16 protein-coding genes are annotated in these 24,019 nt (G+C 42.2%); 3 read left to right on the forward strand and 13 right to left on the reverse strand.

The window, feature by feature from the left end:
- Positions 1 to 88 precede the first annotated feature (88 nt).
- Complete coding sequence (locus NSQ66_RS21485; RefSeq protein WP_036682898.1) at positions 89 to 2,338, reverse strand: copper amine oxidase N-terminal domain-containing protein; 2,250 nt, start codon at positions 2,336 to 2,338, stop codon at positions 89 to 91.
- A gap of 346 nt (positions 2,339 to 2,684) precedes the next feature.
- On the opposite strand from NSQ66_RS21485, the gene NSQ66_RS21490 reads away from it, so the two are divergent.
- From NSQ66_RS21490 to NSQ66_RS21500, 3 genes are read left to right on the forward strand one after another with little or no spacing between them, the layout of a single operon-like run.
- Positions 2,685 to 4,454, forward strand: a complete 1,770-nt coding sequence (locus NSQ66_RS21490) for a sensor histidine kinase (RefSeq protein ID WP_036682901.1) — start codon at positions 2,685 to 2,687, stop codon at positions 4,452 to 4,454.
- 12 nt (positions 4,455 to 4,466) lie between these two features.
- Complete coding sequence (locus NSQ66_RS21495; RefSeq protein ID WP_036682902.1) at positions 4,467 to 5,711, forward strand: response regulator; 1,245 nt, start codon at positions 4,467 to 4,469, stop codon at positions 5,709 to 5,711.
- An 18-nt stretch (positions 5,712 to 5,729) separates the two neighbouring features.
- Entirely contained in the window at positions 5,730 to 7,013 is a 1,284-nt protein-coding gene (locus NSQ66_RS21500) for an extracellular solute-binding protein (RefSeq protein WP_051491263.1), read from the forward strand.
- A gap of 74 nt (positions 7,014 to 7,087) precedes the next feature.
- Here NSQ66_RS21500 and NSQ66_RS21505 read toward each other — a convergent pair whose 3' ends face one another.
- The 12 genes from NSQ66_RS21505 to adhE form a co-directional block, all read right to left on the reverse strand.
- A complete protein-coding gene (locus tag NSQ66_RS21505) occupies positions 7,088 to 8,683 on the reverse strand; it encodes an ABC transporter substrate-binding protein (protein WP_036682905.1) in 1,596 nt (531 codons plus the stop codon).
- Positions 8,684 to 8,777: 94 nt separating this feature from the next.
- Complete coding sequence (locus NSQ66_RS21510) at positions 8,778 to 9,740, reverse strand: carbohydrate ABC transporter permease (protein WP_235219483.1); 963 nt, start codon at positions 9,738 to 9,740, stop codon at positions 8,778 to 8,780.
- 15 nt (positions 9,741 to 9,755) lie between these two features.
- Positions 9,756 to 10,733: an ABC transporter permease subunit gene (locus tag NSQ66_RS21515; protein ID WP_235219484.1), complete on the reverse strand. Its 978-nt coding sequence runs from the start codon at positions 10,731 to 10,733 to the stop codon at positions 9,756 to 9,758.
- A 322-nt stretch (positions 10,734 to 11,055) separates the two neighbouring features.
- Positions 11,056 to 11,202, reverse strand: coding sequence for a hypothetical protein (locus tag NSQ66_RS21520; RefSeq protein ID WP_178420210.1), 147 nt, complete (start codon positions 11,200 to 11,202; stop codon positions 11,056 to 11,058).
- A 319-nt stretch (positions 11,203 to 11,521) separates the two neighbouring features.
- Positions 11,522 to 12,313 (reverse strand): response regulator, encoded by a 792-nt coding sequence (locus NSQ66_RS21525; RefSeq protein ID WP_036682908.1) that lies wholly within the window; start codon positions 12,311 to 12,313, stop codon positions 11,522 to 11,524.
- Positions 12,291 to 14,144, reverse strand: a complete 1,854-nt coding sequence (locus tag NSQ66_RS21530) for a sensor histidine kinase (protein ID WP_036682911.1) — start codon at positions 14,142 to 14,144, stop codon at positions 12,291 to 12,293. The genes NSQ66_RS21525 and NSQ66_RS21530 overlap by 23 nt, the downstream gene beginning before the upstream one ends.
- A 28-nt stretch (positions 14,145 to 14,172) precedes the next feature.
- A complete protein-coding gene (locus NSQ66_RS21535) occupies positions 14,173 to 15,003 on the reverse strand; it encodes a carbohydrate ABC transporter permease (RefSeq protein WP_036682912.1) in 831 nt (276 codons plus the stop codon).
- Positions 15,003 to 15,887, reverse strand: coding sequence for a sugar ABC transporter permease (locus NSQ66_RS21540; protein WP_036682917.1), 885 nt, complete (start codon positions 15,885 to 15,887; stop codon positions 15,003 to 15,005). The genes NSQ66_RS21535 and NSQ66_RS21540 overlap by 1 nt, the downstream gene beginning before the upstream one ends.
- A gap of 128 nt (positions 15,888 to 16,015) precedes the next feature.
- On the reverse strand, positions 16,016 to 17,422 hold the full coding sequence (locus NSQ66_RS21545; protein ID WP_036682919.1) for an extracellular solute-binding protein: 1,407 nt from the start codon (positions 17,420 to 17,422) through the stop codon (positions 16,016 to 16,018).
- Between the two features lie 437 nt (positions 17,423 to 17,859).
- The gene (gene pflA / locus NSQ66_RS21550) at positions 17,860 to 18,597 is read right to left on the reverse strand and encodes a pyruvate formate-lyase-activating protein (RefSeq protein ID WP_036682920.1); all 738 of its coding nucleotides are present in this window, start codon (positions 18,595 to 18,597) and stop codon (positions 17,860 to 17,862) included.
- Between the two features lie 216 nt (positions 18,598 to 18,813).
- Positions 18,814 to 21,075: a formate C-acetyltransferase gene (gene pflB, locus NSQ66_RS21555; RefSeq protein ID WP_036682923.1), complete on the reverse strand. Its 2,262-nt coding sequence runs from the start codon at positions 21,073 to 21,075 to the stop codon at positions 18,814 to 18,816.
- Positions 21,076 to 21,327: 252 nt separating this feature from the next.
- Entirely contained in the window at positions 21,328 to 23,949 is a 2,622-nt protein-coding gene (adhE, locus tag NSQ66_RS21560) for a bifunctional acetaldehyde-CoA/alcohol dehydrogenase (protein ID WP_038572553.1), read from the reverse strand.
- Positions 23,950 to 24,019: the final 70 nt, after the last annotated feature.

Here is a 24,019-nt window from a genome sequence, read left to right on the forward strand (position 1 = left end):
CCGGCTGCGTATTCCTTTACGGAATATTCAGCCGGGCCTTTATTGTAGATAATTCCCCAATAGAGCTTATAGGGATATTCCTATTCTGTTATTTCTTTGCTGGAAGTGGAGTGATGAGGAAATTGACCGGCAAGTTACTGCCTGAAGCTGCTGTGAACAAAATCTCCACACTGCCGCCATACTCACCACTACGATAAACCACACTGTTCATATCAGCATTAGCAAGACTTCCCACGCTTGGCATATGCACGATTTGATTATTAACCATAACCGGCCCCATATAGTTACCGCCACGTGGATTAAACGTAATCAAGGAGTTTGGTGCAACATTTTCGAATCTGATCTTGTATAATACCCCGAAATTACCGGCATTGGATGCTTCCGTACCTGCCATTGGGTCTACGCCAGCCAGGTTCTTATCACTGGAATTATCGCCTAGCAGAAGTTTTGCAGGGGTTTTTCCTACCTCATCGGTAACCGTGATAATACGAGTAGAATCTTCGTAAGTTCCCCGATTATGCACTCCGTCTTGATCCAGAACTGGAAGTGTTGGAAGTGTAGTCAGTGGATCTTTATTCGCATCAATTAACATGACATTATAATCGATTGGATAATCACTAAATAAGTCCGCTTGCAGTGAAACAATTTCACTTGGTTTCATCGCAATTTGGTTTAGATCCGTCAGAATTGAGACGCTTTCCCCGGGTTGCAGAACAATCGTTTTATAATGCTCATTTGTAAGCATAGATTTCCAATAACGTTCTACAGACATTTTACCTGTACCTTCAGGATATGTGCTTGGGCCTGCAAAGCCAACATATTCTGTTGTAAGCGTAGTTGGGTAAAGATTGTTATTCGTAGCAATCACATACACTTTAGCTTTAATATTCAGGTTATTCTTGTGGTGAATCAAGAAGCGGGTTTTACCTAATGAAGTCTCACGGTAAGTAACACCTTCTGTATACACCGTTTCTGGGCTGTTGCTGCGAATTAGTTTATAAGGCTCGGAAGAAAGATTATAAGCTACTTGCTGCCAAGTAGGAACCATCGATCCATCGATGCTAAACACACTGCCCGGAGATGCAAATAATCTGTTGAAATCTTCTTTACTGTACAAGATTTCATCCGAAATATTAACGGTTTTCTCAAAGGTACTGATCGCGCCATGTGAATCTTTTACTTGGACAGCAATTGTCGCTGGACCCGGAGTAAAGAAAGCTTCTGCTTTGTTCGTCCAAGTTACGGTAATTTCATCACCATCAGGATCGTTACTTAGATCGGTATAAGTAATCATTTCACCCATCTTATATGAATCCTTGTCTGTAGTGAAATTAGCAACTGGAGGTGTATTAGGTTTAAGCACTGTGATGGTCATGGAGTAAGGATCACTCCACTGTTGATTCGCATCCATTACGGAATAGGTTACTACATAATATCCTGGTTGATCATAGATATCCTGCTTGTTACCTCCCCAGCTTTCATCCACAATAGCTACACCATTTGGTGACGAGCTGGAGGTAACGAAGGTCACTGGTTCGCCGGCGTAAATTTCAGTTGGCACTGTGAAAGAAGCTTTAGGTTTGTTGTTTAATGTAAGGATTACCCGCTTTTGTACATTATCAACGGTGTAAGGAATGCCCAGTGCCCCAGTTATGGATGTCAATGGAACCATGAAAGTACCCTTGTATTGGTAAGCTGGACCTTTCATTGTCTTCTTTTCACCATTAACTGTATAGACCTTGCTGTCGGTCTTAAAGCGCATAACGTCGCTTCCCTTGGTAACAATGGTTTCTTTCGTTTTATAATCATAAACGTATTTCACACCTACACGTTCTACCATAGCCCGGATCGAAACGTAGGACACGCCGTTTTTCACTGCCATAGGCTGATTAGCTAAATATTCCTGGCCGTTCTGATACATTTTGTTGCTGTTCATCATAAGGATAAGCTGATTGCTAGCCGCAGCACGAGCACCATCTGTTGTTGTAGTAGGTTCTGTAGTAACTCCAGGTGTTGCAGTTGGAAGCGGTGTTGCAGTAGGAAGCGGTGTTGCAGTAGGTTCAATTGTTGCTGTAGGTTCAACAGTAGTCGTAGGATCAACTGTCTCTGCAGGAATAGGAGTTGGTGTTGGTGACACTACTCCTCCTGGCGTCTCCGTCGGCAATGGCGGCAATGGATCGGTAGATTCTGGCATTACCTCCGGCGCAGCTGAAACAACTGTCCCTATTACAGTAGTATTACTTGGGGTATTATTGACAGCTTCAGCAAAAGCCGGCACTGCCGAGGCGGCCTGAGATACAGCCAAAACAGCAACTAACGTTAACTTTTTCAAATCCATGATATAACTCCTCTGCTCCTATTTGTAAATATAAGTAGGACTCTATCTTTTTCATACTCCTCTTATATTCCCCGCAAAATGCTACCACCCACGATAGGGCGGCAAAAAGCTTTTGCCACGATCGTCATAACAAACATAGTATTAGACGCATGCCACCATAAAAAGTTTCATTATTAAGTAAAGAAAGATTAACGCTGTATTAAATAACATTCTACAACCACGCTGTTTCCCCTGAAAAAAATGAGATTTTTTCTATAAATATGTTTATTTTTCGTCTGACTATATTCGCTTTCATTTGCTTTTGTTACAATGTATGGAAGAATATCTTTTACATGCGAGGGATAACATGTCCAAAAAAATCTCCATCCTCGTTCAATTAATCATGGGCTTCTCTCTAATCATCTTCACCATCGTAGGATTCACCATTTTTTTGTCCTACCGCTCTTCCTCTCAAGCTGTTTTAAACCGCTCCAACCAATATATCCTGGAATCCGTCAAGCAACTTCAAGGTAAAATGGACGCAATTCTTCAGGATAACGATAAGCTTTCTTCTACGATCATGTTCAGTCCCTTGATTCAAGAAACCTTGGGAGACTTAGCGTTGTCACGTTCACCTCGTACAGACGCCATGGAAATTACTCGTTACATAGATCAACAGACACGTTCCATAAACTCTGACATCCAGTTCAAGCTGCTCGGGCTGTCCGATGATCAGGTGTATACCAACAGCAGTTCCTTAAAGGTCATCTGGGACAGCGAAAAGGAAATCCGTGATGCTTATTGGTTTCCGGCTATAGCACAGAATAAAGGCCGAATGGTCTGGTTCGGTGTAGATGTATGGCAGAACGGTAATATCCCTGTGGTGATGGGTGCCAGACAAATTAATGATTGGAATGATCTAAACCGGTTAGGAACCCTGTTTCTTGTCCTCCCTGTCGAGGTTATCCATAACGCTGTCAGCCAATTTCACCTCGGCAAAAATGAGAAAATCCAAGTTGTTGATTCATTTAATACCATTGTCTATTCCACAGATCCAAAAGAAATTGGACTCTATATGAACGACGGGCTTCTAAAACAATTCAGCAATCATAAAGCCAGAATCATTCCACAAAAAATAAACTCACGCAATCTATTCGTATCCTATGCCTATTCCGACTATAGCGAGTGGAGCGTTTTTGCTTACATTGATTCTAAAGACGCTGTCAAAGATTTAAATACGATTCGCCGGAATATTATTTTAATTGGCCTGCTGGGGATGGGCGCTGCCCTACTATTCACTTTCTTTTTCTCTTGGACCCTATCCAAGCCCCTTCGTAATCTGGCAACCAAGCTGAGCAATGTCGAACGGGGAACTACTTTACCTTTTGTAAAAACAACCATGAACAAAGAAATGGCTATCCTTTATTCAAGCTATAATTCGATGCTCCAAAACCTGGATCATACTATCGCTGACCTATCCAGCAAGCAGATCAGTGAAAAGCAAGCTCAGATCGTAGCACTCAAAGCGCAATTCCGCCCGCATTTCCTTTATAACACTTTGAATACAATCTATTGGTCGCTCGCCAACAAACGCATGCAGGAAGAGTCCCAAATGGTACTCGCTCTAAGTGACCTGCTCCGCTATAGCATTGACCGCGGATCCGAATTCGTTACAGTTGAGGAGGATTTAAAGCAATTAGAACGGTTCATTTTTCTCCAGAAGCTGCGCTACGAGGACAAATTGCAGATTGATCTTTTTGTAAATCCTGAGGTTATGAATGGCCAGCTTATGAAATTAACCCTTCAGCCACTTGTCGAAAATGCCATTACTCATGGACTTGAACCCACACTTCGGGAAGTATGGCTAATTCGCATACGTGCCTATAGTGAAGGAACATCTCTGGTGTTAACTGTAGAAGACAACGGGGACGGCATGAGCGAGGAAAGTATGGCAGACGCATTAGTCGGCGGTGAGGTTAATCCGGAGAAGCTGCTTCATACCGGAATTGGACTATCCAATCTAAATCATCGCATAGAGCTGATCTACGGACAGGAATTTGGTCTACAGCTATCAACAAGCGAGCTTGGTGGCTTATTTGTGAAAGTCACTGTTCCATTACAGTATGATCAAAGTTAAGGAGGCACAACGATGAATGTGTTAATCGTGGACGACGAAAGTTTTGTTCGCCGTTCTCTGTCAGAAATGCTGGGAAGTGCGAATCATAACTTTAGCATTATTGGCTCGGCAGAGAACGGTTTAGAAGCTGTGCAACTGTTAAAAGAGCATATGGTTGATCTGGTGATATCCGATATACGAATGCCCGGCATGGATGGACTGGAACTTGCAAAGCATATCCATGAATGTTATCCAGACACTGAAACCGTGCTGCTCACAGGTTATCAGGATTTCACCTATGCTAGTCAAGCCATCCGTTATGGTGTAAAGGAATATTTGGTTAAACCAAATTCAGTAGAACATATTCTTGAAGTCGCAACAGGCGTATATGAACGTCTTCAATTGAAGAAACAGCAGAGGCAATTAACGCAGCTGAGAGAAAAAAACCTTCGGGAGAAACGCTTATCTGATCTTCTTTACGGCATCCCGTTACCCTATTTTGAAGAACAACTTATTCCTCCTTTTCATTCCTTTGTAGTCATAACCGTAAACCATCTTGGAGTAGGCATGCCGCAGAACTGGTCGGAACAAGCCATGTATGCAGCGGTCGTTAATATATTAGAAGAATGTTTTGCGCTGTACGCCAATGTTGTTGGTATTCAAGAGGAGCAGGAAGCCATCATGCTATTATTCTATCCTCTTGAGCAGCCTAACGGCGTGGATGAGGTATTGACACAAGAACTGCTGCATAAGCTGTCGGGTATTCTGAAATCGCCATTCTGTGCAGGGGTCTCCAACCCTCACTATCAATTGGGGGCACTCGCGACCGCCTATCACGAGAGTCTGGAAGCTTGTCAGCAGGTCAAAAAAGAGAGTACGCCATCCGTTATCTTTTTCAGAGACCTCACCATACATTCGGCTTCTCCACAGCTCGCTGAACAATTACAAGTAAAGGCAACGCGCAGGGTAATCTCTATGATGATTGAGGTTATGAATTCCCGGCTCCAAGAGAATCTCTCCCTCAAAATGATCGCAGATGAACTGTATATGAATCCTACCTATCTCGGCCGATTGTTTAAAGATGATGTAGGGGAACCTTTCTCTAGCTTCCTTACCAAACTTCGTATTCAAAAAGCTACTGAATTATTAGAGAATGTTACTCTCAAGGTATATGAGGTTAGCGAATTAGTAGGCTTTAAGGATCCTGCATATTTCAGCCTTATTTTTAAGAAATACATGGGGATGACTCCTCAGGAATTTCAGAAGCACAACAAATAAAGTAGAGGTGTGTTTCTCTTGAATGTAAATGGTAAGTTGATTACTGTCCTATTAGCATTTGGCTTATTACTTAATACAAGTGGTTGTCAGCTCTCCCCTTCCAAGGAAGATACCGCTTTACAAGACCCGATACAGCTGAACATCTGGCTCACTGCCGGATCAGGTCTTGAGTCGCTCATTGACCAATATCAATCTCAACATCCCGAGCTAGAGATTCATATTCAAACCTCCACCTCCACGCAGCTTCCAGCCAAGCTACAGACTTCATTCGCAGCAGGTTATAGTTCCCCGGACGTGGCTGCCATTGATATTAGCTATTTGGATCGCTTCAAACAGTTCCCTGATTATTTTTATAACCTAAAAACTTTTGAAGCTGACAATCTGAAGGACCAGTTTCTGAATTGGAAGTGGCAGGAGGTGCTGGGTAATGATTTTATTTTCGGATTACCAACGGAAATTGGACCCTATGCCATGTTATATCGAACGGATATATTCGCATTATCAGGTCTCCCTACTAAACCAGAGGAAGTGGCTAAAGAAATCCAAACTTGGGAGCAATTCCTTGAAGCGGGCACCAAAGTACAGGAAAGAACAGGAAAAGCTTTTGTAAATGACTTGGAGAACCTCTATCTCACCCTTCTACGTCAGTCCAAGCTTCAATATTACAGTCCCACAACGCAAGAATTGATCCTCGACAATAATCCAGCGGTCAAACGAGCCTGGGACTTCTCAATTCAAGCCCTTAAGCTAAATCTGTCCGCCAGTATTGCAGTGGATACGCAACGCTGGGGTGCAGGCCTGCTCAACGGAGATTTTGCAGTCATGCTCTGTCCGGCTTGGATGATTGGTCATATCAAGAGCAGTGCTCCAACTGCCAGCGGTTTATGGAATGTAACACAAATCCCAGAAAACAGCGCTAATCGCGGAGGCTCCGTTCTGACCTTACCAAAGACAGGTAATCATCCTGATGAATCCTTTGCTCTTATTAAATGGCTAACCGAACCAACGCAGCAATTGGTTTCTTTCAAGGTACAAGGGGCTTTCCCTTCCACCCCCGAAATCTATGATGACCCAGAGATCCACGATCTGCATGATCCTTATTTTCCTAATTCAGAGCTTGGTCTGACCCTTTCGTCAGCAGCAAAAGCAGTAATTCCGACCTATTACGGCCCTCATCACGCTGACGTGGAGACAAGCATGCTCGAATACTTGACCAAAGCTGAAAAAGGCGAGCTAACTCCTGAACTGGCTTGGACCCTTGCTGTTCAAGCCGCAAAACAAATAGACAGCTCCTTCCGCTAAGTAATATCATAAAAAAGGCTCTCCCCGGCTAAATTAGCCTGCTGGGGAGAGCCTTTTTTTAAATCATTTTCGCTTTATTTTTGCGCAGCCAGGAAAGCATCCAGCTGTTTTTGTTTCTCTGCAATAATCTTATCGAGCCCTGCCTTTTTCAGCTTATCAGCATACTTAGTCAGTACGGTATCAGGATCAACAGAACCCGTATCCAAACTGATGTCGTATTCATCCATTACAGCTTTACAAGCAGCCATTTCAGTCTTCATCGCGGAGGCGTCGAAGTTGAAACCAAGCGCTACAGAAGCTTTACCTTTAGAGTTAAAGGCTTTGAATTGTTCCCATTTGTCTGGAGCTTCACTTTCCCACACGGGGTTCAGGAATTGACTTCCAAGCATCCAAGCTGCAGCCGTATTATAATCAGCTGTTTTGTCTGTAGCTTTGATCGTATCACCACTTACGACTTCATAGTGAACACCTTTTATACCGAAAACAAGCAGATTGTTGATATCTTTATCTGTGTGCAGAATATCTAGCACCATCATAGCCCGGGCCGGATCACCAGAGGAAGCAGAGATCGCAAGCATAGATCCAGCAGCATCACTTGTAGAAATCGTTGGATCATTGAATGCAATTTGTTTCAGCTTGCCAACCAAGCCGGTAGCATTCGCCAGCTCACTATCTTTACCTGGTTTAAGCGATTGCACTGTCATAAAGACATTGCCAGCCTTCATTGCATCCTGAGTCGAATTCGTAGCAACTGCGGCGTCTTTGTTAATGTAACCCTTTTTCATATACTCACGAGTAAGTTTAATGATTTCTTTATAACGATCCATCTCAATCATCGATTGAATCTTAGTATCTGAGGAATCTTTAAGCAGAACACCAGGAATGGCAGCATCACCAAGGGTATCGTATTGTGCCATGTACTGTGAGTTAAAGGTCTCACCTTGTTTGAAATACAATGGAGTCAGGTCAGGTCTTTTCTCCTTCACTACTTTGAGAACTGCATCCAGATCTTGAATGGATTTCACATTCGACATATCGATGCCCAGTTCATCCGCAATATCGGAGCGATAGACAACCCCACCTTGTGCAGCCAGCTCCTTGTTTGTAGGAACAGCATAATTCACACCATTGATCGCTGAACCTTTTAAGAATTGTGGATCCAGATTTTTTAGAATCCCTTGGCCGTATTCATTTAGGAGATTACCATATTTGCCGCTATCGTCATTAATCGGGAGATAAGCGCCTTTAGCTGCATTCGTTACGTAGTTCTTCCATTGAGCTGTAAAGATGATATCGAATTTTTCCTGACTCGCAATTTTCAGATTGACATCATTGTCCCATGGACCCCAATCGATCGGTGCGATATCCAATTTGGCGTTGATTTTAGGTTCCAATAACTTATTGATTTCATCTTCTACTGCTTTTTCATCCTTTTGCACTGCACCGACATAGATTAACTTGACGGTATAAGGCTCCAATTCTTTTGCCGGTTCGGCAGTAGGATCTGCGGCTGGCTCATCCGTAGCAGCATTGGTAGCGGTTGCATTTTCACTTGGAGCAGGTGAAGCTGCTTCATTATTCCCGTTATTCCCACCGCAGCCTGCTAAACTAAAACTCAGTACCATCGTTAGCAATAGTGTCATTAGTGCGCTTTTTCTAACAGCTTTCATATACACCATAACCTCCCTCAAAATATTTATATATGCTGAATCGGCCGTTCACACCTTAGCATAAAGCGGCCGAATTAAGCCATGACAATCGTCCTTAACCTTTGACAGCACCCACGGTAAGCCCTTTAATAAAATACTTCTGGAAGAAGGAATATACAAACACGATAGGTCCAATACCAATAACAGCCATCGCCATTCTTACCGTTTCTGTCGGAATATTGATCTCTACACCTTGTGCAGCTAAGGCAGCCATCGCCTGAGGACTTGCAGTCAGGAACTGAACATTCAGCATCGTCTTATACATTAGGTATTGTAAATTGACATGACCTTCGGGTGAGATAAAGATCAAACTAAGGTACCAATCATTCCAATAGGCCAGGGTCTGAAACAAACCTACTGTAGCTAACACTGGCATAGACAAAGGCAAAATAATTTGAACGAAGATCCGGAATTCTGGTGCCCCATCGATCTTAGCAGATTCGATTAAAGCTGGTGGTATGGTATTGGCAAAAAAGGTCCGTAAGATGATAACAAAGAAAGCAGAAACCAGCAGCGGCATAATTAGAATCCATAACGTATCCTTCATATGCATCATTCGCGTGTAGACCAGATACCAAGGCACAAGGCCACCATTAAACAACATTGTAAAAAACATAAAAAATGAGAAGAAATTACGATGTGGAAAATCTCCACGTGAGATAGGGTAAGCGTACATAGCCATAATGATAAGACTCAGAATCGTGCCCACCACAGTCACAAATAACGAAACGGAAGCTGCATCGATAATTTGCCAATAATCTTTTAACAGAAATTCATAAGAAGAAATATCCCACTTGTTAGGAAAAAAGCTGTACCCGTTCTGAATAACGGAATTCTCGTCCGAAAACGATACAATAACTACGAGGATCAGCGGCACCACACAAATCGCTGTGTATATCCAAAAGAATATATTAATTAGCAAATTAGATATATTAGATATTTCATTGGGTTGTCTTTGCCGTTTTGTGCGCTTTCCTGTACGCCGTGACGACCCTATTGCTGTTTCTGTCTGGCTCAACACTCCCACCTCCCTTTAAAATAAAGCATCATCTTTACTGATTCGTCGCACTGCTAGATTCGCCAAGAAAATCAATAGAAATCCTACAACAGATTGAACGAGACCCGCGGCTGAAGACATTCCTATATCACCGATTGCAAGGAAGGTCTGATATACATAAGTGTCGATAACCTGCGTCGTCGAGTATAACGCTCCTGCATTTCTCGTAACCTGAAAGAATAATCCGAAGTCTGCGTTAAAAATCCTACCTATCTGCAGCAGCGTCATTACTATAATAACTGGACTGATCAGGGGCAGCGTGATTTTTCGAATCTGCTTCCATTTAGAAGCTCCATCAATAAGTGCCGCCTCATAATATTCATTATCTATTCCAATGATAGCGGCCATATAAATAACCGTTGTATACCCAATCTCTTTCCATATCTTCACAATTACAAGAATCCCAGGCCAATATTTAGACTGTGAATACCATTCGATAGGATCTACCCCAAAGAACGGGAGTAATGTCTTGTTCATGAACCCATGCTCTGCACTCAGAAAGCCGTATACTAAGTAACTTACGACGACCCAAGAGAGAAAATAAGGGAGAAACATAGCGCTTTGATGGAATTTCGATAGCCATCTGCTACGCATTTCGTTAAACATAATTGCGAAAGCTAGCGAAAAAAATAGCGTCAGTATAATAAACGCTGTATTATACAATAACGTATTCCTCGTAATGATCCAGGCCGTCTCCGTCGAGATTAAATATTTGAAGTTTGCTAACCCGACCCAATCACTACCTAGAATCCCTTTTTGGTAATTGATATCCTTAAATGCAATTACCGTTCCTAACATCGGTATGTAGTTATTGATGATTAGAATCACTATCGCAGGTAACATCATCAAATAGAACACCCAATATTTCTTCATTACTCTAAGGAAATTCGGCGTTCTTCCCCTGCCTGGTTTCTTTACTTCTGACAAGCTGACGGAAGGATTCGTCACACTCATTTTTGGTTCCCCCATTCTCCATCATCCCATTCTTAAGTCCCAAATACTCTTGCTTGCCTAACGTTTTGCGTATCCTCCTTACACTCTAATTAAAACATATGATAATTTATGGGAGTATAGGGAACATATTATATTTCTATAAAAAAAGAGACGATTATCCTCGAAAATCAAGGAAAACCATCTCTTCAGCCTCTAAATAGAGGCAAAAAATTTAATTAATCATAGCTTATGTACCTTAATCGCATTTATCACAGCCAAGAACTGATCGATAATCTTTGCTCTTTATCACAGCCAAAGGCTGGTTGATAATCTTCGTACTTTATCACAGCCAAGGGCTGGTCGATAATCTTTGTACTTCATCACAGCCAAGGGCTGGTCGATAATCTTTTCTCTTCATCACAGCTAAGGCTGGTCGATAATCTTTGCTCTTTATCACAGCCAAGGCTGGTTGATAATCTTTTCTCTTCATCACAGCCAAGGGCTGGTTGATAATACCTGCCTGCCTTAGATTAACCTAGGCAATCAGCCCTTGTGTTCCCAGAAAGGCCCACATCCGTAGGTGTGGGACGGCCCCTATACTACTACGAAGAGGGGTGAGGGAGAAGGAACGGAGAGGAAGTTTGGAACTGTAGGAGCGTAGCGTTCGCCTTTATCCTCGGATTTCAACCGCTAATAGCGGTTTCTAATCAAGAAATCTGAGGATAACAGCGACCGGAAGTCCAAACATTCCTTGGAGCGACGCTAACCTCACCACTCAGCAACAAACATTCCTCAGAGCGACGCCGACCTCACTGCACTTCGGTCCGGCATCGGTCGCGATACTCCTTAGGCGACATCCCCGTCTGCTTCTGAAATACCTTGGTAAAATAACGCCGCTCCTGATAGCCAACTCCGGAGCCAATCATCGTAATACTCTTATCACTGTTAGTTAGCATAAACTTAGCAGCTTCAATTCGTTGTAGGGTCACGTATTCCACAAAAGTCATAGCAAAACGATTCTTAAATAAGAGACAGAAATAACTGCCACTAATCCCGATCTTATTCGCCACTTCCTCAATCCCAATATCAGAATGGAGATGTTCTGTGATGTACTTAGCTGCTTGGTTCATCAGCTGATCCGGTGTTTTTTTGCCAGAATCATCTTCACCTTCAGGGATTTCCTGAAAAATTGGAATGCTATTATACAGTTTATTCTTAAACTGCTTACTACGGATCTTAGCCCCAATTTCCCGTACCTTATTGCCAAGCTCTTCATAATGTATCGGCTTACAAATATACTCTTTAACACCTAGCCGAATCGCTTCACGTGCATAATCAAACTCCTGATATCCGGTAAGAAGCAGCACCTCGCTATCCAATCCCATCTCCCGCAACTTACCGATAAAAGTTAACCCGTCCATCACTGGCATACGGATGTCACATAACACAAGATCAGGCTGTTTCTCCTCGGCAATACGCAAAGCATCCATTCCACTTCGCGCCATACCGACAACCTCCATCCCCATCTCCTGCCAAGGCAATACCCTGTTCAGATTATTCAGAATTGGGGCTTCGTCATCAACCAATAATACTTTTAGCATAATGATCTTCCCCCTGCTCGTATTTAGGTATGACACATTGGATAATAGTACCATGACCTGGACTAGAACAGATAAATATTCCGTACCTGTCACCGTATTCAATGCGGATGCGATCTGCTACACTGCGAATACCAAGACCTCTGCGTTCAAGATTCATCCGGTTATCCCGTTCAACCTTAACTTCTTGCTCCACAGGATCATTCACAATATATTGAAAAATAGCTAACTGAGACGGTGTAATACCAATACCATTATCTTCAATACGTAAAATCAAATCCCCCTGCTTCTCCCAAACTTTCACAGAAACATGACCTTTGTAATCAATGCCCTCAAATCCATGTTGAATGCTGTTCTCTACAAGCGGTTGTAAAGTGAGTTTAAGGATACCGCAACTCATCAATTCATTCGGAATATCGATCTCATATTCGAACAAATCTTCAAAGCGGAATTTTTGTATATCCAAATAATTGCGCAAATGTTTAACTTCTTCATCCAGCGTAATCTCTTCCCGATCCTGAATGCTAATTCGCAAAATACTGGCCAGCCTGTAGACCATCTCACTAACTTTTTTACCTTCATTCTGTATAGCGAGAACATTGATTGATTCTAATGTATTGAATAAAAAATGTGGTTTAATCTGTGCCTGCAGAACACGCATCTCAGCTTGATTCTTGCGACGCTGCTCCACATGAATTCTGTTAAATAACCCATTAATTTTATCCATAAGATCATTAAATCCCTTAGCAAGCAGCGTTAACTCATCATTTCCTTTAACTTCTACCCTAGTGGTCAGATCTCCGTCTTCAACCCGGCGCATAAAACGAACAATGACGGCGATGCCGCCGGTAATCCGGTTCATAAAAAATAAATTGAAGATCACAGCTGCCAATAAGCAAAGGAAAATCACAGCGACGAACCAGCGAGCAAATACTGTAACTTCGTGAGACAACGTATTCCAAGAAGTCACAGATACCAGACTCCATGGATAGTCCTTCAAGTGATACATGGAAAGAATGCTTTTCTCCCCGTTGTACTCTGTTTTGAAACTCTGAAACCCTTTTTTAAAGGTAATCTCTTTATCCGCGAAAGACTGGAAGTCCTGTCCATCCAGCTTTTGATCTGGGTCAAAAAGAATCATTCCATCATCATTTACAAGCATAAAGGAAACATCCTGATTGCTATCCCCAATTTTTAGATTGCGAAATATGGATTCGAACTCCCAATTCTTGATCTGCACAACTAGGATACCTATGTTCTGAAAGAAGCTCAATTCCTTCACTAAGCGAATTTGTGTAAACACAGGTTCAGTACCCGTAAGCTCGGGATACTCGTGAGGAGCCAGCCATTTCGGCACACCATTCAAGTCCATAACTTCCTGGTACAGATCACTTTTTTTGAATGTATCATAGGGTAGCGTTCGGAAATTTTCCTTGTTAAAAAGCGACACGATTTCAGAGTTACCTCTACCGTTAAAATTGTACAAAAACGCATAACTGATCGATGGATGATTAAACAACAGACTACGGAAATTGCGCTGGCTCGCATTCAGATTCAGTTGCTCAGCATCAGTCAAATCCTGATTGGTAGGATCATCTGCACTAAGGGCCATATGAAATACCGAGGTAGCAATTCCGTTGTCTGTAACGTTATCCATATCTTTTAGTACATTAGAAATACTGTAGCTAATCGCTTTAAGTGAGTATTCCGACTGCTGGCTGTACTTTTTCTCAATAGAATTATAAGTCACAAAAAACATAAGCATGCCTAGAATAAATAAAGGAATGATAATCAGGCCCAAAAATGCCGTAAATAATTTATAGCGCAAATTCATCGGCTAGTGCTCCTGACTGAGAATAAAGTTATCCTTTTACGCCGCCCGCTGTTACACCTTCAATAATCTTCTCCTGCAGAATAGCATAAATGATAATTACCGGCAGGACGCTGAAGACGATACCGGCTGACATTTGTGCATAGTTCATTTGGTATTGATCACGGAATTGGACCATACCTACTGGAAGCGTTCGCAGCTCGTCATTCGACAGGAAGTAGTTAGCTAGCAAGAACTCGTTCCAATTTCCCAGGAAATTAACAATGAATACAGTAACCATAGCCGGAACCGTTAGAGGTACAATAATTCTAGCAAAGATACCCGGTGCCTTCAAGCCATCCATGACCGCAGCTTCTTCTATTTCTCTAGGTAAATTTCGCATAAATGCTGCTAAAATAATTATGGTAAATGGAATCGCATTGGCGATATAAGGAATGATCAACGCCCAGTGGGTGTTCAGTATTCCTAACTTACGTACAATCGTATAAATCGGCAGCATTAAAGCATTATTCGGAATGAGCATTCCTACTAAAACCAGTGAGAACAAAATAGTATTCCATTTCCCCTGACGCATCCGCGTAACCGCAAAAGCAAACATAGACGCAAGCAGAATGGACACTACAGAAGCAAGTATCGAAATGTACAAACTGTTGAAAAAGTAAGTACTGATCTTGGCATTTACCCAAGCTTCGACGTAGTTATTGAAGACGAATTCCTTTGGAATGCCAAAAGGATTAAGCGCAATCTCATTATTATCCTTTTTCACAGAAGAGAATAATACGAATAGGAAAGGAAACAGGATCACTAACAAATAGAATAAAAGGGCAATATGTGGCAGACTCTTTTTCAGGGCGCGTGGCATCAGTATTCAATCCTTTCTGTACGACGTGCAATCAGCAGCTGATAAAGGACTGTAACCACCAGTGTAAACGCAAAGATCAGGACAGCGATGGCATTTCCGTATCCATACTTAAAGTTCGTGATCGCATATTTAATCATGTATGTTGCCATTACATCGGTTGAACCTGCAGGTCCCCCCTTAGTCATAACGATGACAATATCCGCCGCTTTCATTGCTCCAGCAATGGATAGCATAATTACAACCGAGATGATCGGTACGATTAGTGGGAGCGTGATACGGGTAGCGCGTTGAAATCCGGTTGCGCCGTCAATGGCTGCAGCTTCATCCAATTCACCAGGAATAGCTAGAATCGCCGCTAGGACCATAACGATATAAAATCCAGTCCACTGCCAAGCATTCGTCAACAAAATAGAAAGCATTGCAAATCTCTCATCTGACAGCCAGTAAATAGGATTAATTCCTACTAGACTAAGGAGCTTATTAAAAAGTCCAATGTTGGGCTCATAGATAAACCCCCAGAGAATACCGATAACTGCTGTAGACATAATGGAAGGCATAAAGACTGCTGTCTTATATAAGCCTTTTAACTTCTTCACATTAGAAATCAATAACGAGAAGAATACGATCAACGGTACCTGGATACATACGGAGAAAAGAATAAACCAACCGTTGTTTTTAACGGATATCCAGAATCGTTCATCTCCTAATGCTTTCTCATAATTACTTAATCCGGCTGATTTAACCGTCTCCGATACACCGTTCCAACTGGTAAAACTGTAATAAATAGAACTGAAAATGGGGTAAATGAAAAACATCGTGAACAATATCAATGCTGGAAGAACGAAAAGGAAAAATACCACTGGATTTCTTAATGCTTTATTCATGACTACCTCCGGTTGCTTTGACATCTGGCGAATAGTGAATGCTTCAGATCAAGTGCAAACACATATTTTCTTTGATTTTAAAAATGTACCCTGGATTTAGCACCAGGGTACATTCAGTTTGCAGCTATTTATTCAACTGCTGCGTTTGCTTCTTCTTGTACCTTTTGCAAAGCTTCGCCCATTTTCTCAGGAGTCGTCTGATCGCCAATCAGTTTTTGAATTTGAATGTTACTGATTTCTGTAGTTACATCAGCTTGAACAAGAGAGTCAAATGCTGGGAACGAAGATTGTGAGTTGTTAAGTACACCTACGATTTCGCTCATCAGATCATCAGTAATATTCTCATTCAATACGTTTTGGTCAATCTTCATTGCTGGCAATACACCATCTTCAACAAGTCCACGCAATTGCATTTCTTCATTAAATAAGTTTTTAATAAAAGATTTCACAGCAGCCAATTGACGTGGATCTTTCTCAGCAGATGCAGAGAAACCATAACCATTGTTCACATCGCGCATCAATGCAGTTTGGTCGCCCGCTCCGCCTTCAACTGCTGGGATATTGAAGAAGCCAACTTTACCGATCAAACCTTCGCCAGATTGGCCAGTTTTAAATACGGAGGATTTCCAAGTACCATCATACAGCAGGATCGCTTCACCACTAGTAAATTGTGTTGTGTATTCAGCATATTCAAAGCCAAGTTCGCCTTTTTTGAAGTAGCCTTTATCAACCCATTCTTTATATTTCGCAAATCCTTTTACTACATTTGGATCAGACCATTTAGCTTCGCCTGTTGCAAATTTAGCAGTTACATCTGGACCTGCATAACGTGACCACAAGTGGTTAGCTAACATAAGTGGTACCCAACCAGCTTTGGATGCACCAGCCAAAGGTACTTTTCCATCAGCCTTGATATCAGCCAATTGTTGTTCCAATTCGGCAAACGTTGTTGGAGCCTTCCAGCCCTTGCTTGTATAGTATTCTTTGTTATAGAAGAAGCCTTCTCCAGAACCACCGATAGGCAATCCATAGATTTTTCCTTCATAAGTGAAAGGATCAAGATTTGAGAATTTATCCTTAATTCCAAGTTCCTCAAGAATTGGAGTCAGGTCAAGTAATTTACCTTCTTTAGCATAGATCTTGGAGTCAGGACTACCGAACAGATCGAAGATTTCCGGCGGATTACCCGCAGCCATTTCACCACGCAATTTTTCTTTACGGTTTACATCTGAATCTACCCCATCGAGTTTAAAGGTCAGACCCGGTACATCCTCTTGTACCTTGTTAACTACTTCTTCGAGAATAGCCAGACGTTTCTGCTTGTCTGCACCGATTTGAGTGTGACGAATCGTCATTTCAAATGGCTCGTTATTTACCGGTTCTTCTGTTGCAGGAGCATTTGTAGCGGCTGAATTAGTCGCGGTAGCGTTTCCATCTCCTTTGTTAGAAGACTCATTGTTGTTGCCTCCGCAACCAGTCAGTAAAGCTGATGATACGAAAATCAGGGACAATAGCAAAGTCATACTTTTTTTCATTTCTTGTGACCCTCCCTATATATTGATGTGCTTTACACTTCTTATTATAGAAAACAGACTTCATTATCGTAAGGTTAAGATTCATCCACTATAGGGATAAAAATCTCTAATGTAAGCGGAATCAACTACATTATAAGTTATATTACATAACACAAAAATGTTAAATCGCTTAATTTATTTGTTTTTCTCATCACAAAACTTTGTATTCACTCTAGAAACAATTAATAAAACATCCAAATAGTCACATTACCTGACATATTCATTTATTATCCATCCCATTAACCACGTGTAACTATAGCATGTCTTTATTAGGAATAGTATAAAACTACCCCCTCAGAGGAGCTTTATCCCCTCCCTTTTTACTTCCTCATAACAAAAAACCGCACCTTCAGTGATCAACCACTGAGGGTACGGTCTCTCTTAAAAATATATATCTATTATACCAATGCCGTTTGCTTACGACCTTCTTCTACCAAGCGATATGCCCGTTGCACTTCTTCTTCTGTTGGAGAAGGTACTCCATCCAGTTCATAAGCTTTGCCGAGCATTTCCCATTTATAGATACCCATCTGATGATAAGGTAAGATTTCGAATTTCTCGACGCCATTTAAGGTTCCAATATAACGACCTAAGTTAATGAGATCCTCTTCACGATCATGAATACCAGGTACATACACATGTCGGATCCACATCTTACGATTATGGTCTGAGAGCCAGCGTGCAAGCTTCAAAGTTCGATCATTGGATTTACCGGTTAACTTGATATGCGCTTCTTCATCAATATGCTTCAGATCAAGCATAACCAAATCTGTAACGTCCAATAAGTCATTAATCTTGTCACCTTCGTTGTAGCCATTACTATCTAATGTGGTATGCAGATTCCAACGTTTTTTCACTTCCGTGAATAACTGCTTTACAAATTGCGCCTGCAAGGTTGGTTCTCCACCGGATACAGTTAACCCGCCACCGGATGAACGATAGTAGTTTATATATGGTTCGATCTCCGAAAGCACTTCTTCTAGAGTCATTTCTTTACCTTCATCTAAAGCCCAAGTATCAGGGTTATGGCAATACTGACATTTCAGCAAGCAGCCTTGCATAAACAAGACAAATCGAATACCAGGTCCATCAACGGTTCCAAAGGTTTCCAAAGAGTGTATGCGACCTTTAATCATAGGATGTCATCCTTTCGCCACGACAGACTAACAGTCCCTCTTTCAACGATGAAGCTTCCTGTCTTTGAGACTGTCATATCCCTAAATCGCGGCTATAAAATTTAAAATTTTAACAATTCTCGAACAAGATATTACCGCCCTTGAGACAAGGGCGGTATCTTCCTTGCAATTATTTCAATGTAGTACTAATTCAAAGATCTTCATGACAGAAACAAATTACATCGAACCGTGGAATGTACGGTTGATTACATCCATTTGTTGTTCGCGAGTCAGCTTGATGAAGTTAACTGCATAGCCGGATACACGAATAGTCAATTGTGGATAGTTCTCTGGGTGCTCCATAGCGTCCATCAGCTGTTCACGGTTAAATACGTTAACATTCAAATGCTGAGCGTTGTTATGGAAGTATCCATCCATCATGTGTACCAGGTTAGACTTACGGGAATCCTCGTCTTTACCAAGTGCCTTAGGTACGATGGAGAACGTGTTAGAGATACCATCTTGTGCATCGGAGTAAGGCAGTTTAGCTACAGAGTTCAGGGAAGCCAAGGCGCCTTTCTTGTCACGTCCGTGCATTGGGTTAGCACCCGGTGCGAAAGGTTCACCTTTCTTACGTCCGTCAGGTGTAGTCCCTGTCTTCTTACCGTACACTACATTCGAAGTAATGGTCAGTACCGATTGAGTTGGCACAGAATCACGATATGTTTTGTTTTTACGGATCATAGTCATGAAGGTTTCAACCAATTCTACTGCGATGCTGTCTACAGCATCGTCATTGTTACCGTAGCAAGGGAATTCGCCTTCGGTTTCGAAGTCGATCGCAATACCTTGTTCGTTACGAATAGGTTTTACTTTGGCGTATTTAATTGCGCTTAGTGAGTCAGCTGCAACGGACAGCCCAGCAATACCACAAGCCATCGTACGCAGAATGTCACGGTCATGCAGCGCCATTTCGATACGTTCGTAAGAATATTTGTCATGCATATAGTGAATGATGTTCAAAGTGTTAACATAAGTTTTAGCCAACCACTCCATCATCGGTTTGAAACGTTTCATTACTTCGTCATAATCCAGATATTCAGAAGTGATCGCTGGGAATTCCGGTCCAACTTGTGCTCCGGATTTTTCGTCTATACCACCATTGATAGCATACAGCAATGCTTTTGCCAGGTTGGCACGAGCGCCGAAGAACTGCATTTGTTTACCGATACGCATTGGAGATACGCAGCAAGCAATCGCATAATCTTCACCCCAGTATGGACGCATTACATCGTCATTTTCATACTGAATTGCACTAGTTTCAATGGAAACCTTAGCACAATATTTTTTGAAGGCTTCAGGCAATTTTTCGGACCACAGTACAGTTAAGTTTGGTTCCGGAGCTGGACCCAAGTTGTACAGGGTGTTCAAGAAACGGAAGCTGTTCTTGGTAACACGAGTTGTTCCGTCTTCAGCCATACCACCGATGGATTCAGTTACCCATGTTGGGTCACCGGAGAACAGATCATTATAGTCAGGTGTACGCAAGAATTTCACGATACGCAGTTTCATTACGAAATGATCGACGATTTCTTGTACTTGTTCTTCAGTCAAAGTACCTTCAGCAATATCGCGTTCTGCATAGATGTCCAAGAAAGAGGACACACGGCCTAGGGACATCGCTGCACCATTTTGCTCTTTAACTGCTGCCAGATACCCGAAGTATACCCATTGAGTAGCTTCTTTGAAGTTGGTCGCTGGTCTGGAAATATCCATACCATGAGCGGCTGCCATTTCTTTCAATTCGCCAAGTGCACGAATTTGCTCGGACAGCTCTTCACGCAAACGAATAATATCTTCAGTCATGGAATCAACTTCAAGCTCAGTTTGTTGTTGTTTTTTGTCTTTAATGAGGAAATCAATACCGTACAGAGCAATGCGGCGGTAGTCGCCGATGATGCGTCCGCGGCCGTAAGCATCAGGAAGACCTGTAATTACGCCGGATTTACGCACAGCTCTCATGTCTGGTGTATATGCATCAAATACGCCTTGGTTATGCGTTTTGCGAATGTTCGTAAACATGTCAACGATGTTTTGTGGAAGCTCGAAGCCGTAAGCCTTCGTAGCATCAACCATCATCTTGATCCCGCCAAATGGCTGGATGGAACGTTTGAAAGGAGCGTCAGTCTGTACGCCTACAATTTGTTCCTTGTCTTTGTCAATGTAGCCTGGAGCATGTGAAGTGATTGTGGAGACAGTATCTAGGGAAACATCCCATACGCCGCCTCTTTCTCTTTCTTCCTTGCTCAATTGGGAAATAATCTTCCATAGTTCAGTTGTGTTACTAGTAGGTCCTACGAGGAATTCTTCGTTTCCTTCATAAGGCTTAATGTTACTTGCGATAAAGTTGTTAACGTCAACTTTTCTGGACCATTTACCTTTTGTAAAACTTCTCCAACCGGATTTCACTTCTTGTACATCTTTTTCAATCACCGACATGCTAAATCCCTCCATCTATATTTATAATATTTGTAGAGATCGCGGGCTTGAAGGTTGATCCCGTGTCTCGTGATCCCAAGAAAGATATGGTTGTTCGAAAATTCACAATCATTGTTCCATGTATGGGACCGTTGTTTATATAAACATTTTAGTTTATTTTCTATAAATAGACTGTGACAAATATCACCTTTCCGGTGATATTTGTCACTTATATCTAGTCCACAACCATCCTATTATCTACTTAACCAAATATTAATTATCAAATCTTCCGTAGAAAGCATTACGGTACACATCTGCAAGTTCAGATACCAGTGGCAGCTTAGGATTGGCAGTTGTACATTGATCTTCAAATGCACGGTCAGCCAAGTAATCTACACGGGATTCAAAATCCTTAGGATCAAAGCCCAGTTGTTGGAAGGATTCTTCGATACCCAGTTTTTTGTTCATATCGCGAATAGCATTGATCAGGCTAGTTACACCTTCTTCAGTTGTGCGAGCTGGCAATCCCAGAATACGGGCGATTTCTGCATAACGCTCGTCAGCTACGAAGTGTGAATATTTAGGGAACGAAGCGAACTTCGTAGGTTTCTTAGCATTGTAACGAATAACGTGTGGCATAAGGATCGCATTAGTACGACCGTGAGCAGTGTGATATTGACCGCCCCATTTATGCGCCAAACTGTGGTTAATACCCAGGAAAGCATTAGCAAAGGCCATACCAGCAAGTGTTGATGCGTTATGCATTTTCTCACGGGCAACTCTGTCGCCTTCAAGCGCCGATTTTTCAAGGTATTGGAATACCAATTGGATTGCTTTAATTGCCAGACCATCAGTGTAGTCACTCGCCATAACAGATACATAAGCTTCGATGGCATGTGTCAATACGTCCATACCTGTATCAGCAACAGCAGTTTTTGGCAAGCTATATACGAACTCTGGATCAATGATAGCTACGTCTGGAGTTAGCTCGTAGTCAGCCAAAGGATATTTAGTGTGTTGTTCAGTTGTTTTATCGGTAATAACTGCGAAAGATGTTACTTCCGAACCCGTACCCGAAGTAGTAGGAATCGCTACAAACTTAGCTTTGTTTCCAAGTTTAGGGAATTTGTAAACCCGTTTACGGATATCCATGAATTTTTGTTTCAGACCGTTAAAGTCTGCGTCTGGATGTTCATAGAATAACCACATTCCTTTTGCAGCATCCATTGGGGAACCACCACCAAGTGCGATGATGCAGTCCGGTTGGAATCTGTTCATCATTGCTGTACCTTTTTCAACTGTAGTTGTCGATGGATCTGGTTCAACTTCCGAGAACACTTCGATCGCTACAGGAGTTTGGCGTTGACGCAGGTAATGTTCAACTCTCTCAACATATCCGAGCTTAACCATCATTGGGTCAGTGATAATTGCGACACGTGTGATATCAGGCATTTTGGTCAGGTACTGAGTAGCGCCTTTTTCGAAATAGATCTTGTCAGGTACTTTAAACCATTGCATATTCACGGTACGACGATTCACCCTTTTCACGTTGATCAAATTAATTGCTGTAACGTTTTGCGACACGGAGTTACGACCATAAGATCCGCAGCCCAGCGTCAACGAAGGGATGTTAGTGTTATAGATATCGCCGATCGCACCATGAGTGGAAGGCGAGTTAACGAGAATACGTCCTGTTTGCAGACGGTTGGAGAACTTCATGATTACTTCTTCGTTGTTGGAGTGGATAGCCGAACTATGGCCCATACCACCAAATTCAACAACTTGTGCTGCGCGTTCGATACCTTGATCTGCGTTTTTAACTTTGTAGCAAGCAAGCACAGGACTCAATTTTTCAGCGGACAATGGATATTTAGTGCCTACACCTTCAAGTTCTGCTACCAGAATCTTAGTGCCGGCAGGAACTTGAATGCCGCACATTTCAGCAATTTTCACTGCGGATTGTCCAACGATTGCTGGGTTAACCGCACATTTATCAACGTTCATAGCGCCGCTAGTAAGTTTGGCAGCTTCTTCTTTGTTAACAAAGTAGCAGCCATTAGCGATCATTTTCTTTTTCACTTGATCAAAGATTGGTTCTTCGATAATAACAGCTTGCTCGGAAGCACAGATCATACCATTATCAAATGTTTTGGAAAGAATGATGTCCGTTACGGCTTGATCGATATCCGCGCTCTTTTCGATGAATGCAGGTACGTTACCAGGACCTACGCCAAGAGCTGGTTTACCACAGCTATAAGCTGCTTTTACCATTGCAGAACCGCCTGTTGCGAGAATAAGTGCAACGTCAGGGTTGTTCATCAAAGCGTTTGTTTTGTCCATCGTTGGCATTTCAATCCATTGGATACAATTCTCAGGTGCGCCAGCTTTTACAGCCGCATCATGAAGAATTCTAGCAGCTGCTGCACTACACTCTTGCGCAGATGGGTGGAAACCGAATATAATAGGGTTCCGTGTCTTAATCGAAATCAACGCTTTAAACATCGTGGTGGATGTAGGGTTGGTTACCGGTGTGATACCCATTACAATTCCGACGGGCTCAGCAATTTTTTGGAAGCTTTCATAAGCATTGTCTTCAATAACGCCTACTGTTTTATCGTATTTAATTCCGTGCCAGATATATTCTGTCGAGAAGATGTTTTTAGTAATTTTGTCTTCGTAAACCCCGCGGCCAGTTTCTTCTACAGCCAATTTAGCGAGGTACATATGTTTGTCGAGTCCAGCCAACGCCATTGCATGAACGATTGTGTCAACTTGCTCTTGATCCAGCGCCATGAATGCCTCATGTGCTTTTTTCGCTTTATCCACTAAAGTCTGAATATACTCTTCAGCGGTAGTTTGTTTAACTTGGGCGGCGACTTCGTTCTTAACTGCCATCTCCCTCGTCCTCCTGTCAATTTTTAGGTTGTTTTTCTCTACACATTTATCTTATCACATCATTTCCACC

Origin of the sequence: Paenibacillus sp. FSL H3-0329 (assembly GCF_037963285.1) — a bacterium.
Taxonomy (GTDB): Bacteria; Bacillota; Bacilli; order Paenibacillales; family Paenibacillaceae; genus Paenibacillus_AQ; species Paenibacillus_AQ odorifer.

Bases quoted from the DNA above. Each gene is read 5' to 3' on its own strand.
- NSQ66_RS21485 (WP_036682898.1), bottom strand. From the start codon at position 2,338: ATGGATTTGAAAAAGTTAACGTTAGTTGCTGTTTTGGCTGTATCTCAG.
- NSQ66_RS21490 (WP_036682901.1), top strand. From the start codon at position 2,685: ATGTCCAAAAAAATCTCCATCCTCGTTCAATTAATCATGGGCTTCTCT.
- NSQ66_RS21495 (WP_036682902.1), top strand. From the start codon at position 4,467: ATGAATGTGTTAATCGTGGACGACGAAAGTTTTGTTCGCCGTTCTCTG.
- NSQ66_RS21505 (WP_036682905.1), bottom strand. From the start codon at position 8,683: ATGAAAGCTGTTAGAAAAAGCGCACTAATGACACTATTGCTAACGATG.
- NSQ66_RS21515 (WP_235219484.1), bottom strand. From the start codon at position 10,733: ATGAGTGTGACGAATCCTTCCGTCAGCTTGTCAGAAGTAAAGAAACCA.
- NSQ66_RS21520 (WP_178420210.1), bottom strand. From the start codon at position 11,202: ATGAAGAGAAAAGATTATCAACCAGCCTTGGCTGTGATAAAGAGCAAA.
- NSQ66_RS21525 (WP_036682908.1), bottom strand. From the start codon at position 12,313: ATGCTAAAAGTATTATTGGTTGATGACGAAGCCCCAATTCTGAATAAT.
- NSQ66_RS21530 (WP_036682911.1), bottom strand. From the start codon at position 14,144: ATGAATTTGCGCTATAAATTATTTACGGCATTTTTGGGCCTGATTATC.
- NSQ66_RS21535 (WP_036682912.1), bottom strand. From the start codon at position 15,003: ATGCCACGCGCCCTGAAAAAGAGTCTGCCACATATTGCCCTTTTATTC.
- NSQ66_RS21540 (WP_036682917.1), bottom strand. From the start codon at position 15,887: ATGAATAAAGCATTAAGAAATCCAGTGGTATTTTTCCTTTTCGTTCTT.
- NSQ66_RS21545 (WP_036682919.1), bottom strand. From the start codon at position 17,422: ATGAAAAAAAGTATGACTTTGCTATTGTCCCTGATTTTCGTATCATCA.
- pflA (WP_036682920.1), bottom strand. From the start codon at position 18,597: ATGATTAAAGGTCGCATACACTCTTTGGAAACCTTTGGAACCGTTGAT.
- pflB (WP_036682923.1), bottom strand. From the start codon at position 21,075: ATGTCGGTGATTGAAAAAGATGTACAAGAAGTGAAATCCGGTTGGAGA.
- adhE (WP_038572553.1), bottom strand. From the start codon at position 23,949: ATGGCAGTTAAGAACGAAGTCGCCGCCCAAGTTAAACAAACTACCGCT.